Source organism: Ligilactobacillus sp. JN-6 (Y).1, from assembly GCF_058111525.1.
Map to the genome: position 1 here is coordinate 939,220 of NZ_CM176599.1, position 14,610 is coordinate 953,829.

The window sequence follows — 14,610 nt, forward strand, 5'->3', positions numbered from 1 at the left end:
AGTTCTTTTGACAGCGGATACGTAAGCGCTTTATAATTTAGACATGTCATTTTTTAAGGAGGAAATAATTTTATGAAAGGTTGGATTTTTGAAAAAACGCACAAGCCCTTAGAACTGCAAGAGGTTGCTGAACCGATCGTTACTGCTGATTCAGTGCTAGTCAATATTAAGGCTTCGGGTTTGTGTCATACGGATGTCACCATGGTTGATGATCCAGGTTGGATGGCGATGACTAAACCGCCAGTTATTTTAGGTCATGAAGGTGCAGGTGTCGTTGAAAGTGTTGGCGAAGATGTCACTAATTTTAAACCGGGAGACCGTGTAGGCATTTGCCCGATCGATCCAGCTACTAAAGTTGCTATCGGTGGAGGTAAAGACGGGGTATATGCCGAGAAGGTCAATGTTCCAGCAACACAGCTCATCAAATTACCAGATAATGTTTCTTTTGTTGAAGGTGCTGCAGCTACCGATGCTGGTATGACTTCTCATCATGCGCTTTTTGGTCTTGGTGGAGCAAAAAAGGGCATGAAGGTCGGTATCATCGGGATCGGCGGACTGGGAGATTTTGGCGCACAGATGGCAGTCGCTGCTGGCTGTGAGGTTTTGGCAGCAGATCCTAAACCGGAAGCTCAAGAGATCGCAAAGGGATTCGGTGTCAAGAAAGTATTTAAAGACGCGATCGAATTTAAAGATGAACAACCAGACCTGATCGTTGACTATGCCGGCTTTGGTTCAACAACAGCACATGCAGTAGAAGCCGTAAAGACTGATGGAACGATCGTTGTTGTAGGAATGGGTGTCTTGCACTCCGACATTAGTACTTGGGACCTAACTACTAGACGTCTTAAGATCTTTGGCAACAACGGCGGCGGTATCGATGATATTGCTAAAGTTTACAAGTATTTTGCAGATGGTACATTGAAACCAACTTTGCATACTATTCCATTTGAAGACATTGACAAAGGTTTAGATGAATTGAGAGCAGGTAAGGTTTCAGGACGTTTGATCGCTACACAGGAATGAAAAGTATAAAAAATACCGGCCTTTTGAAGGGTCGGTATTTTTGGGATTACATATTTTGTATGAACAATTTGATAACTTATGATCAAAAAGTCTCTCCTTTTTAAGAAGATTAAATTGGGATTTACAATAATTTGATAAATATAGAAGCGATGACGACCGATGCAACTGAAACTGTAGCGAAGCCGCCAACTAACATTTTGGGAAGAATGTTATCTAAAAGAACTTGTTCTTCATCCTCAGTTGCAGCTACATTGTGGCAAACTTCGGTTGTTAGGATATAGTCAGCTGGAAAACCGAACAGGGCGGTCAAGGAACAGGCAAATGCCATAGCACCGCTCATTCCTAATGGTTTGGCTAAGAGCCACGAAGCTAGGAACATCCCTGCGAGTCCCAAGATAACCAAAACTATGATCTGAATGATCACCTGGCCCATGATTGCCGGTGTAGTAATATTGAGTTGGGAAAAGACGTAGGCTAATAAACCATACATCAACCACTGGAAGACACCAGCCCTACTGAGAGCATTGTCTTCTAAAAATCCGAGTTCATGGGCGATCACTCCAAAAATAAGGCAAACGACATTGGCATTGATAGCATTATTGGTGAGTAAAGAAAACCCATTTGCTAGCAAGGCAACGATACCGATCCGCAAGAGGATAAAAGCTGATGTTTGATATTCTGCCGGCAGAGTAAATAGTTTTTTGGAAGTCTCCTTTTTTTCTGGGCCTTCATCTTTTTTCGGAGCTGCTTTGAGATGACCACTACGGTATTCACCTACTAAACGGTGTCCTTCCTTTTTTAGCATCCACGAAGTCAGCGGATAGCCGACAACTGAATGCAAAACAAACATTGCAACAGGCAAAGCGATCAAAGCTGTTGCTCCGACTGATTTTAGACCGCCGGTCATTAAGAGAGCTGCTACCAAACCTCCTGTTAATGGTGGGATAGCTGCAATGACTGTTCGCCAGTCGAAGATAAATGTCCCGATAGTCAGGGTCAAGATGATAGTTCCGATCACTCCTAAAAGTGCGATACAGACAGCTTTCCATTGCTGCAGAAGCTTTTTCAGACCCATCAGCGTCCCAAGATGGACTAATAATAGGGAAATACACACTCCAGAAAAAGTTTCTCCGAAAGAAGCCTGAGCAACAATGTTTTTGGGTAAGACAGTCCAATAACCTATAACAAATAAAACTGCACTTACAAACACTGATGGAATATAAGCCTTTGTGGCAGTTGAGACCCATTCGCCGATCAACATGAACAGCATGACGATAGTAAAAGCAAAAACAAATTGCATAAGCAGGCACCTCTTTACATTTTGATGATAAATATTATTATTTTATAATAATAATGCAAATAATCTAATTTTCAATAGTGACAATGAGAATTTTCTGTGGTAGTTTAAAGTGAGATGTACGCTATTGTTTCATGCCATGTGAAAAATAAGGTAAGCAATAATGGATGGAGGGCTTTCTCATGAAAATTTTATATAACAATTTGAATTTATTTGTAGGAACAGAAGAAAAATTATTGCTGATGCCTGGTTGTTGGTCGATGCAGATGGAAGAGTTGAAAAATATGGGACACGGGAAGCTCCTGATTCGCAACATCAGGTCGATCTAGGTGGTAAGTATGTTATGCCAGGATTGATCGATGCTCATACTCATATCATGATGGATCCGATAAGCAACAAGATGGATCACATGACAGAAACAGATGTTACTGTAGCAGGATTACATAACCTCAAAGAATTACTTCAGACTGGTGTGACGTCGATCCGCGATTGCGGTTGTGCGTTTAACGCCGATATTAAATTGGCACAAATAGCAGCTGAAGGATCTTTTGAGATCGAAGGGCCACAGATCATTGCTTCTGGGAGGCCGATGTCTATCACCGGCGGACATGGTGATTTTGTTGAAGGATGGGAGGGCGACACGACTTGGGGCTACATGACTGATTCGGAAGATGAGATGCGTAAATCGGTCAGAAAAGCCTTCAAGTATGGTGCCAAAAATATAAAGGTCATGTCGACTGGTGGCATAATGTCACCAACTGATCAAATCGATGATACAGAACTGAGTTTGGCAGAATTGAAGGTGGCAGTTGAGGAAGCTCATTCTAAACATATGACTGTTGCTGCCCATGCTGAAGGTGACCGTGGGATACATAACGCAGTCTTGGCAGGCGTTGATTCGATCGAACATGGCTCTTACGTGACTGATGAAGATATAGCAATAATGATCAAACAAGGGACCTTCTTAGTGCCGACTTTGATTGCTGGATACACGATCCCGAAATATGGAGAGGGTAAATTACCGCAATACATGCTAGACAAAGCAAAAGATTTCTTGGATAAGTATTTTGAACGGATCGGTGTTGCGATCAAAGCTGGAGTTAAAGTAGCATTTGGTACTGATTCTGGTACGCCATTTAATGGATTTAAGGATGCTGCGTTTGAGTTGGAATTAATGACACGGGTCGGAGCTACGAACTATCAGGCTTTGGTCGCTGCTGGCAAGTCAGCGGCTGAATTGCTGCAGATCGCGGACGAATACGGTACGCTCGAGCCGGGTAAGTTCGCCGACTTTATCGTTTTAGATCAAGATCCACTGGCAGATATCACAGCACTCCAGCAAGCAGATAAGGCGGTCTATCAACATAGAGTCCAGAAATTTTAGAAATTGGGTAATGATCCATACACTTACGAATTAGAATGTTGTGTGTTACACAGTCGAATAGGTATAAAAAGGCGGGGTATAATGGTTAGTGTGATTAAAAATGTTTCTTTATTTGATGGAGTTCACGATAAATGGCAGGTCAATTCCTACGTTTCATTTGACAAAAAGACTGGAAAGATCACTGCTATCGGACAAGGAGAGCCACCGGCAAACGATGAAGGAAAAACTTTTGACGGACAAGGTAAGTTTTTGTTACCAGGGCTGATCAATGCTCATACGCATTTAATGTTGGATCCGTTGGGAAACAAGATGGATCATTTGTCTGAAACCGAAATTACCGTCAATGCTTTGCGGAGTTTGCAATTGTTGATCAATGCAGGCGTGACCTACATTCGTGATTGTGGCTGTGCATTTGATACGGATATTAAGTTAGCTGATTTGATGAAAGAAGGGCGAGTGTTTGGGCCAGAGATCATGCCTTCAGGCCGTCCGATGACAATGACCGGTGGCCATGCTGATTTTGTTGAGGGAGTCGATGGTGATGTGGTTTGGGGACATATCACAGATTCTGCGGACGAAATGCGTAAGGCTGTGCGTGAGGAGTTTAAGTACGGAGCAAAAAATATTAAAGTGATGGCGACCGGCGGTGTTATGTCAGCTACAGATGAGATCGATGACATTGAGTTAAGTGAAGATGAATTGGAAGTTGCAGTGCAAGAAGCTCATTCTAAGCACATGACGGTGGCCGCGCATGCGCAGGGCAACCGTGGGATCCAGATCTCGTTGGAAGCCGGTGTTGATTCGATAGAACATGGGATCTACATCGATCAAAAACAGGCTCGTTATATGAAAGAACACGATATTTACTTGGTACCGACTTTAAATGCCCCAACTTGTATAGCTGAAAATGGACCAGGGATCTTGCCTGATTATATGCTTAGAAAAAACGATCAAGTTAAAGAAGATTTCTTTAAAAATATTGGAGCAGCAATTAAAGAAGGGGTCAAAGTCGTGGTTGGTACGGATGCAGGAACTCCTTTTAACCGCTTTGATAATGGTACAGCTAAAGAGATCGAATTACTGACTTCCGTTGGAGCAACTAATGCACAGGCATTGTTTGGTGCCACACGTTATGCAGCCGAATTATTACAGATCAGTGCTGATCATGGTACGGTAGAAATAGGCAAATATGCTGATCTGTTGCTGTTGGACTCAGATCCTCTGCAAGATATTACGGCCATAGAAAAGGCAAAACGCCAGGTCTTCAAAAAAGGACAGTTAGTGGCTGGGTAAATATGCTTAGAGTGAATCAACCACAATTCTTGACAAAAATAAACATGTCAGAAGGGCTAAAATATAGTTCTTTCTGACATGTTTTTTTGACTAATTTTAAATGAATGTATGAGACTTAGATTTTACGCCTTTTATAGTTCGTTTTACCGAGCTTTTCTCTGATCTGCTTTAGGCTGGATAGAACCGCCGCGAGCTTCTATCTGGATTCGCTCGGATCAAAGTCGCCTGGAGGTTTGCCTTTACTGTGAAACGCAGGAAAATTTTCTGACAGTGTGCTTTACCAAAATAAAAACACTTTTCATTACAGAAAGTGTTTTGTAATAAATAAATTATTATTGTTCAAATTCATTAAGGTAATTCCTTAGTTGCTATGAGTCCTTTAAGCCAATAGGCACTCTTTTTAGGGTAGCGTTCTTGTGTCTCAAAGTCGACAAAGAATAAGCCATAACGTTTAGAATAACCATTTGTCCATGAGAACATATCTTGCAAGGACCAAACGAAGTAACCTTTAACGTTGATCCCATGGTTGATAGCACGTAAAATTTCTTGCAAATGCAGTTTAATGTAATCTATTCGTTTTTGGTCATCTAAGGTCTTACCGGTAGCTGGTTTTTCTTCCTTGAGGCCTAAACCATTTTCGGTAATGTAAATATCTTGAACTTTGGGGTAGTTTGTGTGGATCCGTTCTAGCTGATCATATAGTCCTTGTGGGTTGATCGGCCAGTCCCAGTCCGTCATTTCTATTCCATCTGGTACACCGGATTCGCCGATCCCTTGGAGACGCGAAATAGATGATCCTTTTTTACCTGTACCGTTATGGAGCGTTTCCGAGATGCCATGATATTCTTTCATGTACTTACTGAAGTAGTAGTTTACACCAACGAAATCTAGTTGGTCAGCAGCTTGTTTAAGTTCTTCCATTTCACTAGACTTGATGTCGATTTTCTCTTGCTGGTTGGCTGCCAAGATCTCATTCATCAGTGCCAGGGTTTCTCGGCTATATTCGCCGCTTAATGTTCCATCTAAGAAAAGTCGGTTGTCTAAAACATCTTGTAATTTGGCAGCATGCTGATCGCCATTTTTGCTTGGGTCAAAGGCATAGACCGTTTGTAAGGCATGAACAACGCCAATCTGCCCGCTAATGTTTAATTTTCTAAAAGCGTTCACGACGCGGGCATGGGCTAGATTCAGATTATGCTCAGCTTGGAATGTTTTATGAAAATTGTACTTTTCACCAGGTGGAAAAGTTCCAGTAGTATATTGTTGTACAGCCATTGAAGTTGGCTCGTTGATCGTGATCCAGTAGTTGATCTCGCTAAATTCTTGGAAACAGAATTTAGCATAGTCAATGAATTTAGTAATATTTTCTTCGTTTAACCAGTCACCTGTTTGGTGCAAGGTTTCGGGTGTATCAAAATGGTGTAAGGTCACAAAGGGCTCAATTCCGTTTTTACGACACTCAGCAAACATGTGGTGATAATAATCGACACCTGCTTGTTCTACATTTCCACTCCCGGTCGGGAAGATACGTGTCCAGGCGATCGAGATCCGAATCGAATTGAGACCAAAGTCAGAGGACAACTTTAAATCTTCTGGATAGCGATGGTAAAAGTCACAGGCTGGTTCTGGGTCAAAGCGACCTTGTTTTTTCAAAAAGGGCTCCCACAAAACTTCACCTTTATTTCCTTCCTTAACTGCCCCTTCTGTTTGAAAGGCGGCCGTCGCACCGCCAAAATAAAAATCTGCGGGAAATTTCATGATAAGTTCTCCTTTTTTTTCTAAACTAAGCATTATTAATAAAATCAAATTTATTTACCCACTTATTCTCGGAAAGGTCGAAGTCAGACAAATAAAAATCTTTCCATAATTTGTGGTGTGGTAGTGATACAGTATTTTTCAAATCATTGCTCGCTTTTGCAGCTTAATTCGTGAAACTCATAAGCAGCCTGAAAGTGGATCATAGAAGCTGTTTTGATCTATATCTATACATTTTCAAATTAGTAATAGTTTAGTAAATAAAATTAATTACTACAGACGGGCAGATCAAATCGCTAGTTATAAAGCCAACGTATGAAGTAATACCTGTTTTTTGGACGGACAAATCACAGAACTAACGATATTAATTAAAAAACTACGGTGGAGTGATCATTACCTTAAAAAGAATGTTTCACGTGAAACGCCCTTCCTTGGTTCGACGTGGCTGTAACTTAAATTGCATGTTGAGAACCAATGTTGATTGGGTGATAAGGCGATATTTTATTTATCTACTGTTGATCACTATAATAAATCGTACTTTTGATCCCTTGATCATGGTTACCAAACTTGTTGCCAAAAATTGTACAGCCGCCAACGTTAGTAGCAGTTTCTTTAACTTCAAAACGCAGTGTCCAGGAATTCTTCGTTTTATCTATCATTTCAATAGTAGAATCACTTGCCTCTTGCCCATCAATATAAGATCCCTGTTTTGCAATGCGGAAAGATTTTAACAAACCATATTGATTCATATCGTTTTCGACCCATTTAGGCGTGTATCTTCCCCGCGTATCAGAGAAATCACCAGGACTCGTCCAGGTACCGAGTTCATGACCATCTAAACTAACGGTAATATCGGATAACCATTTGTTGTTAGAAAATGGAAATTCCGAACCTAATTCGACACTGATCTCTATCATTTCAAGTTGGTGTTCTTCTTTCTTTAAGTAATTTGGGATTTGATACTCAGTAAATCCTTGCCCAAACCAAAGCATATCTGCTTGATAGCGTTTGGGATCCATAAAATAACTTGGGTGATCAACTTCGCCGATAAAACCATTTGGGCCAGCTAAACCACAGGTTGGTTCAACGTCATAATTTGTAAATTGACCGATCGGTATTTCAACTTGCCAATTTTGAAAGGGGATATAAAGTTGTTTTGGAAAAGTGATTTGAATAGTATCAATATTAAGGCTGGCAATACGTTGGTTCCCCTGTTTTTCGGTACGTATAAGGCCAGCTTTTTCAAGTTTGTTAAGGTGTGATGCTGTTATCGGGCTACTTAAGTTGAGTTCTTTTGAGATGGCAGAAACATTCATTTTTTGTTGAGAAAGTAATTTAATAATTTTAATACGCACGGCACTATCTAAGGCTGCGAAAACGGGTAATGATTTGTCGGAAATATCCAGATCCATCAACTACACTTCCTTGCCATAATAATTATATTAACAATATACCATATAAGACGGCTAAGAAGCGAGAAAGTTAATATTTTTATTACTAATAAAAAGAAAGAAAATGTTATTGTTACGAATTTTTGTTAAAAAGCTGAACTTCGACTAATAAAATAATGTTTATATTAAATAAAATATATTTTATAAAAGTATTTAATAAAAAAGGTATTTACTTTGCTTTTTGTAAGTGCTAACATTTCTTCTATAGCAAGCATATACATGTGTAAGTTATTATTGGTAACATTTATATTAAGAAAGGAAAGTGTTATTTAATGGCTATTAAAGTAATGAATAAAGAAAACGGACCTAAAATAAGCAAATATATTTACGGTCAATTTTCTGAACATTTGGGTCGTGGTATATATGAAGGACTATACGTTGGAGAAAATTCTAATATTCCTAACGTAAATGGTATGCGTTCAGATGTTATTAGCGCATTGAAAGCAATTCACGTTCCGGTCCTGCGGTGGCCAGGGGGATTATTTGCGGATACTTATCATTGGCAACAAGGTATTGGTCCTAAAGACAAGCGTAAAAAGATCGTTAACACTAATTGGGGTGATGTGACTGAAGATAACTCATTTGGGACGCATGAATACTTTGAATTGTTAAAGCAGCTTGGAGCAAGTGCATATATTAACGCAAATATTGGTAGCGGTACCGTTCAAGAAATGGCCGAATGGGTCGAATATATGACCATGCCTGGTGAATCTCCAATGTCAGATTTACGTCAAAAAAACGGCCGACAAGAACCGTGGTCTTTAAAATTTTTTGGAATAGGAAATGAGAATTGGGGCGGCGGCGGAAACATGCGACCGGAATATTATGGTGATCTTTATCGACAATATCAAACATTCTTACCTCAATATAATAAAGATTCTCCTATTTATCGGGTTGCTTGTGGTCCCAACGAAGACGATTATAATTGGACAGAGACAGTCATGAAAAACTGCTCACAGTTTATAGATGGTTTAAGCCTGCATTATTATACGCTGCCTACAAGTGACTGGGATCATAAAGGCCCCGCCACTGACTTCTCAGGTAGAGCATGGTACAAAACAATGGAGCGTGCTAGTCTTATGGATCGTTTGTTGACTAATCATTCAGCCATTATGGACAAATATGATCCTGAAAAGAAGGTTGATTTGATCGTTGATGAATGGGGAACATGGTTTGACGTTGAGAAAGGAACGAACCCTGGATTCTTATATCAGCAAAATACGATTCGCGATGTATTGTCAGCAGCAATAACGCTCAACATTTTCCACGAACATGCTGACAGAGTTTATATGGCAAATATTGCACAAATGGTTAATGTTTTACAGGCAATGATATTGACTGACGGTGAAAAAATGTTGAAAACACCAACTTACTATTTGTTTGATATGTATCAAAAACACATGGATTCCACGGTGGTCCATATGGATAGCGAAGATACATTTCCTGAGCACGTCACTTATACTGCATCGAAAAAAGAAGGCCAGCTTACTATTTCTCTTGGAAATTACGACATCCATCAGGATCGCGATTTAGAATTTATTTTTGAAAAGGCTCCCTCAATTATCAAGGAAGCAACCATTATAACTGCCAATGAAATAGATGCTCATAACACTTTTGCTGATCCAAACAAAGTAACGTTACAGCCATTTAAGGGCGTGTCTATACATTCTGGTAAGGTCCATATTAACCTACCGGCTATGAGTGTTGTCTCACTCACGTTGGCATAATTTACTAAACTTAGGGAGGGTTATTTATGAGTTGGCTTAAAAGTATCAAAAGTCCCTATAACTCATTTGGAAAGTTTTGGTCATTCATTGTTTCTGAAATGTCATTTAACTTTATTTGGCCTGTAATTTCCACTTATTCAGGTTTTTGGTTAGTAAAATATGCAAATTTTTCTCATGCTAATGTTGGGTCAGCCTTTGCGATGATGTCCTTAATGGGTTTGATATCTGCCCCGATAATAGGATATATTGGTGATAAAGTCCTCGAAAAAAAATATTTGTCGTACGCCATTGCAATATTGTCAGCACTTTTGTTTTATTCGACTACAAAAGTGCAATTAAAGCTGTAAGAACTTGTCATTATCCTAACTGAACAGCTTAGTAAGAATTATGTGATCAATATGTCACGACAGAAAAAACGATCCAGTTTGGTAAACAATACCAAACGGAATCGTTTTTTGTGTGCTGCCATTTTTACTATCGCTTGTTGTTCATTTTGGCTGCGTCTGCTAGTGGGCAGCCAATATCGTCACAAGAATGGCAATCAGCTGCGCCATGATTTTTGATAAATTTCTTGTAAATTACATATGCAAAAAAGCCAAAAATCAAAATTCCTAAAATTATCGTTGCTGTCATTAATTAATGCCTTCTTTCAAGGATGTTTTACAAGTTTACTTAAGCTAATGCTTCATTTTTTTCGAGAGACTTGTCTTTTTTGATGATTAAGCCATATGCGACTATGGACAATCCAGTAATGGCATATAAAATGTTGGTTCCATTAAAACTGCCAGTCAAGATTAGCCAACATTGATAAATCGAAAGGGCAGTGATATATGCCAGACATGTTTGGTAGAAGACCGCACGCAAGGTCCACATTTTGTCACCATATTCTTTGTACATTGTGCCGATCGCTGCAAAACAAGGAGCACATAATAAGTTAAAGACCAAAAAGGCGTAGCCGGCCATCGGTGTAAATGTTCCATTAAGAGCCTGGGCGAATGATTGAGCTGAATTGCTTCCAAAGGCTAACCGTAATGTTCCAACACAATTTTCTTTGGCGATCAATCCAGCAATGACGGCCACTGTTGCGCGCCAATCGCCAAATCCAAGCGGTGAAAAAACAGGCGCAAACAAACTGCCGATTGTTTTTAACATGCTGTGGTTTTGATCGACCATGTTCATTTGCCAGTTAAAGGAAGATAGAAACCAAATTAAAACGCATGAGGCAAAAATGATCGTACCTGCTTTTTGGACGAAGCTTTTACTTCGACTCCATACATAATGCAAAATATTACTTGGACGAGGGAAGTGATATGCAGGCAGTTCCATGACGAAAGGCTGTGGCGGTCCGGAAAACATGCGAGTTTTCTTTAGAAAAATACCTGATCCAACTACCGCTAACATTCCAATGAAATAAGCAGAAGGAGCGACCCAACTCTGACCGCGGAAAAATGTTCCGGAGATCATTGCGATCACAGTTAATTTAGCTGAGCAAGGCATGAAAGTAGTTAACATGATCGTCATTTTACGATCTTTTTCGGATTCGATCGTTCGTGTAGCCATGATGCCAGGGACACCACATCCCGTTGAGATCAGCATCGGAATAAAGGATTTACCCGAAAGATTAAAACGATGAAAAATGCGATCCATTACAAAAGCGATCCGTGCCATGTACCCACAATCTTCCAAGATACCTAGACATAAAAACAACATCATAATTTGTGGGACAAAGCCAAGTACAGAACCAACACCACCGATGATCCCATCGATGATCAAACCTTTCATCCACGCGGCAACGTGCCAGCTATTCAAGAGACTGCCAGTTATATCGGGGATCCATTTGCCAAATAAAACATCATTGACCCAGTCAGTACCGATAGTTCCAACTGTTTGGATCGATAAGTAATATACTAACCACATTACTAGTACAAAAATCGGCAATGCCAGCCATTTGTGAGTAACGATCCTATCGATCCGATCACTGATGCTCATTTGAAAATCTGCTTGATCGACTACACACATTGCCATGATTTGAGCAACGTAATCATATCTGGCATTTACAATAATGCTGTCACTGGAATCAGCAAAGATCTTTTCAGCGGTTTTGATAATGTCTTCGATCTCTTGTTCTTGTTGAACGCTCAGTTTAATTTCTTGTTTGACTTCTTCGTCGCGTTCGAAAAACTTGATGGAATACCAACGTAATTTTGATGGTGCAACGTAGCTTCGGATCTGTTGGCTGATCATTGTTAACGCAGATTCTAAACGATCATCATATTCTGGATAAGGGTATTTAGGAGGTTCTTTAGCAGAGTTTTGAATTTGTTTGACTAAATCAAGAACATTTTCTTTTTTAACTGCGCTTAAAGAAACTACTGGAAGTGAAAGTAAGTACTCCATTTTTTTCAAATTGATCGTGCGACCTTGTTTTTTCAACAAGTCTTTCATGTTTAGAGCCAGCACCATCGGCAGGCCTGTTTCCATTAACTGCAACGACAGGTATAGGTTTCGTTCTAAGTTGGTGCTGTCCAAGACATCTAAGATCAGATCTGGCGGCTGTTCAATTAGATATTTACGCGAGATCCGTTCTTCTAGCGTATAAGGAGAAAGTGAATAAACACCTGGTAAATCAAGAAGCGTCATTTCTCTGTCACTTTTTAAATGGCCCATCTTTTTTTCAACGGTCACGCCCGGCCAATTACCTACATATTGACTTGCACCTGTCAGCTCGTTAAATAAGGTCGTTTTCCCGCTATTTTGATTTCCTGCAAGTGCAACTAGACTCATAGCTGTAGCTCCTTCACTAAGATTTTTGCTGCGTCACTCTTGCGAATACTTAATTTGTAACCACGTACTTGTAATTCGAGCGGATCACCCAGAGGAGCAACATGATAGACCTGGATAAGTGTGTTACGTGTTAAACCCATGTCCATTAAGCGTTTACGAACAGCCCTATCACCTGTTAGCTGGTAAACTACACAGGAACTATGGAGCGGGATATCTGTTAAGGGCACTGCGGGTGTGTTTTCTGACTCATCTAAAGGAGTAACGGTAATTTGTTCTGCCATTGATCGGCTAACAGCTAGACGCTGACCAGCAAGGTAAATTACTAAGCCACTCCCGCTTTTAGCGGAATTTATTACAGTGACCAGTTTTCCTATACTTAAGCCTAATTCGGCAAGTCTCGTGGTTAAGGCGTGGTCTCCAGATACTTTAGTGATAATGTATTTTTGCTGGGCTTGACCAGTTAACAGAGTGGGCATCGGTTTTCCTTCTTTAAAATATAATTGAGAACGATTTTCATTTAGCTTAAAAGTAGCACATTGTGAATTTGTATTCAATATTATTTGCTTAGAAAATGATTGTAGACAATATTGTTTGTGGAGAAAACTTGAATTTTTGGGGTCACTATTAAGAGGCTTATGTCGAGAAGTGTGATGTTTTTAATAAAAGCAACGGTTAATATTTTTGGGTTTGCTAAAAATAGAATCGAGTACATTAAATTTACAAAGAGTAAGTGCATGGGTTGAATATAAGCTTAATGAGTTGCATTTTGCTACGTTAGTTGGTATCTTATACTTAAATAGTCGTGCAAGACTGAATTTACATTAATTATCCAGCAAAAATAAGTTTTTACATTAAGGATGCGATCAAATGGTTAAAAAATATGATGTGGCCGTAGTGGGTGCTGGCCCAGCTGGCTTAACTGCCGCCTTATATGCTTCGCGAGCAAACTTGTCTGTTTTGCTCTTAGATCGCGGGGTCTATGGCGGACAAATGAACAATACAGCAGAAATTGAAAATTACCCAGGGTTTGATTCGATCCTTGGACCAGACCTATCACAAAAGATGTATGATTCTGCTGTTCGGTTTGGTGCTGATTATGCTTATGGAACTGTCCAGGATGTAATTGATAAGGGCAACTATAAGTTGATCAAAACTGATGGAGATGATCATGAAACCAAAGCATTGATCGTCAGTACTGGATCTAAATACCGTAACTTAGATGTCCCTGGAGAAGAAAAATATCGTGGACGAGGTGTTTCTAATTGTGCAGTTTGCGACGGTGCCTTTTTCAGAGGGAAAAACGTTGTAGTTGTTGGTGGCGGCGACTCTGCAATTGAAGAGGGAGAGTATTTAACACATTTAGTTGATAAAGTTACGATCATTCATCGGCGTGATCAATTGCGTGCCCAAAAAATTTTGCAGGATCGTGCATTTAAAAATGAAAAGATCGATTTTGTCTGGGATAGCAACGTTCAAGAAATTGTTGGCGACGGAAATAAGGTTACTAGTGTTAAGGGAGTCAATAATAAAACTCAAAAACCATTTGAATTTGCTACCTCAGGTGTCTTCATTTATGTTGGCCTTGAGCCGATGAGTGATCCATTCAAAAACCTGGGTATTACAGATGAAAATGGCTGGATCCCTACTAATGAACGGATGGAGACCCCCGTGCCTGGAGTTTTTGCAGTTGGAGATGTTCGTCAAAAAGAATTGCGGCAGGTAGTAACTGCCACGGGGGATGGTGGAATTGCTGGTCAGGCGGCTTATCAGTACGTTGCGGCATTAACTGATCCCCAAAATATAGTAAGGTCTGCTTAGGTAAAGAAAGTGTACAAATTAGTGAAATGAATTTGGAAGCTCAGCCTTATTTTTAACGTATGTTTGGTAATTGCTTTA

General features: G+C 40.0%; 11 protein-coding genes and 1 pseudogene. 6 read left to right on the forward strand and 6 right to left on the reverse strand.

The annotated features are described in order from the left end of the window. Positions 1-72: 72 nt before the first annotated feature. A complete protein-coding gene (locus AC3XNE_RS04440) occupies positions 73-1,023 on the forward strand; it encodes a zinc-binding dehydrogenase (protein WP_489833104.1) in 951 nt (316 codons plus the stop codon). 121 nt (positions 1,024-1,144) lie between these two features. Here AC3XNE_RS04440 and AC3XNE_RS04445 read toward each other — a convergent pair whose 3' ends face one another. Further along, entirely contained in the window at positions 1,145-2,323 is a 1,179-nt protein-coding gene (locus tag AC3XNE_RS04445; RefSeq protein ID WP_489833105.1) for a hypothetical protein, read from the reverse strand. 179 nt (positions 2,324-2,502) lie between these two features. On the opposite strand from AC3XNE_RS04445, the pseudogene AC3XNE_RS04450 reads away from it, so the two are divergent. Further along, positions 2,503-3,704, forward strand: a pseudogene (locus tag AC3XNE_RS04450) (metal-dependent hydrolase family protein). An 81-nt stretch (positions 3,705-3,785) separates the two neighbouring features. Next, positions 3,786-4,997: a metal-dependent hydrolase family protein gene (locus AC3XNE_RS04455; RefSeq protein WP_489833106.1), complete on the forward strand. Its 1,212-nt coding sequence runs from the start codon at positions 3,786-3,788 to the stop codon at positions 4,995-4,997. Between the two features lie 348 nt (positions 4,998-5,345). Here the strand turns inward: AC3XNE_RS04455 and lacG are convergent, their stop codons facing one another. After that, complete coding sequence (gene lacG, locus AC3XNE_RS04460) at positions 5,346-6,755, reverse strand: 6-phospho-beta-galactosidase (RefSeq protein WP_489833107.1); 1,410 nt, start codon at positions 6,753-6,755, stop codon at positions 5,346-5,348. A gap of 506 nt (positions 6,756-7,261) precedes the next feature. Further along, entirely contained in the window at positions 7,262-8,164 is a 903-nt protein-coding gene (locus tag AC3XNE_RS04465; RefSeq protein ID WP_489833108.1) for an ArsR/SmtB family transcription factor, read from the reverse strand. 311 nt (positions 8,165-8,475) lie between these two features. On the opposite strand from AC3XNE_RS04465, the gene AC3XNE_RS04470 reads away from it, so the two are divergent. Both AC3XNE_RS04470 and AC3XNE_RS04475 read left to right on the forward strand, forming a co-directional pair. Further along, complete coding sequence (locus AC3XNE_RS04470; protein WP_489833109.1) at positions 8,476-9,930, forward strand: alpha-N-arabinofuranosidase; 1,455 nt, start codon at positions 8,476-8,478, stop codon at positions 9,928-9,930. Between the two features lie 26 nt (positions 9,931-9,956). Then, positions 9,957-10,277, forward strand: coding sequence for an MFS transporter (locus AC3XNE_RS04475; RefSeq protein WP_489833110.1), 321 nt, complete (start codon positions 9,957-9,959; stop codon positions 10,275-10,277). A gap of 127 nt (positions 10,278-10,404) precedes the next feature. On the opposite strand, the gene AC3XNE_RS04480 is transcribed toward AC3XNE_RS04475, so the two are convergent. Genes AC3XNE_RS04480 through AC3XNE_RS04490 form a run of 3 tightly spaced genes read right to left on the reverse strand, consistent with a single transcriptional unit; the run spans position 10,405 to position 13,190 of the window. Beyond that, positions 10,405-10,563, reverse strand: coding sequence for a FeoB-associated Cys-rich membrane protein (locus AC3XNE_RS04480; protein ID WP_489833111.1), 159 nt, complete (start codon positions 10,561-10,563; stop codon positions 10,405-10,407). Between the two features lie 39 nt (positions 10,564-10,602). Further along, positions 10,603-12,714, reverse strand: coding sequence for a ferrous iron transport protein B (feoB, locus tag AC3XNE_RS04485; protein ID WP_489833112.1), 2,112 nt, complete (start codon positions 12,712-12,714; stop codon positions 10,603-10,605). After that, positions 12,711-13,190, reverse strand: a complete 480-nt coding sequence (locus AC3XNE_RS04490) for a FeoA family protein (RefSeq protein ID WP_489833113.1) — start codon at positions 13,188-13,190, stop codon at positions 12,711-12,713. The genes feoB and AC3XNE_RS04490 overlap by 4 nt, the downstream gene beginning before the upstream one ends. A 391-nt stretch (positions 13,191-13,581) precedes the next feature. Between AC3XNE_RS04490 and trxB the strand changes: the two genes are divergently transcribed. Then, a complete protein-coding gene (gene trxB, locus AC3XNE_RS04495) occupies positions 13,582-14,532 on the forward strand; it encodes a thioredoxin-disulfide reductase (protein ID WP_489833114.1) in 951 nt (316 codons plus the stop codon). Positions 14,533-14,610 lie beyond the last annotated feature (78 nt).

Bases quoted from the DNA above. Each gene is read 5' to 3' on its own strand.
- AC3XNE_RS04490 (WP_489833113.1), bottom strand. From the start codon at position 13,190: ATGCCCACTCTGTTAACTGGTCAAGCCCAGCAAAAATACATTATCACT.
- AC3XNE_RS04480 (WP_489833111.1), bottom strand. From the start codon at position 10,563: ATGACAGCAACGATAATTTTAGGAATTTTGATTTTTGGCTTTTTTGCA.
- AC3XNE_RS04445 (WP_489833105.1), bottom strand. From the start codon at position 2,323: ATGCAATTTGTTTTTGCTTTTACTATCGTCATGCTGTTCATGTTGATC.
- AC3XNE_RS04470 (WP_489833109.1), top strand. From the start codon at position 8,476: ATGGCTATTAAAGTAATGAATAAAGAAAACGGACCTAAAATAAGCAAA.
- lacG (WP_489833107.1), bottom strand. From the start codon at position 6,755: ATGAAATTTCCCGCAGATTTTTATTTTGGCGGTGCGACGGCCGCCTTT.
- feoB (WP_489833112.1), bottom strand. From the start codon at position 12,714: ATGAGTCTAGTTGCACTTGCAGGAAATCAAAATAGCGGGAAAACGACC.
- AC3XNE_RS04475 (WP_489833110.1), top strand. From the start codon at position 9,957: ATGAGTTGGCTTAAAAGTATCAAAAGTCCCTATAACTCATTTGGAAAG.
- AC3XNE_RS04465 (WP_489833108.1), bottom strand. From the start codon at position 8,164: ATGGATCTGGATATTTCCGACAAATCATTACCCGTTTTCGCAGCCTTA.
- trxB (WP_489833114.1), top strand. From the start codon at position 13,582: ATGGTTAAAAAATATGATGTGGCCGTAGTGGGTGCTGGCCCAGCTGGC.
- AC3XNE_RS04455 (WP_489833106.1), top strand. From the start codon at position 3,786: ATGGTTAGTGTGATTAAAAATGTTTCTTTATTTGATGGAGTTCACGAT.
- AC3XNE_RS04440 (WP_489833104.1), top strand. From the start codon at position 73: ATGAAAGGTTGGATTTTTGAAAAAACGCACAAGCCCTTAGAACTGCAA.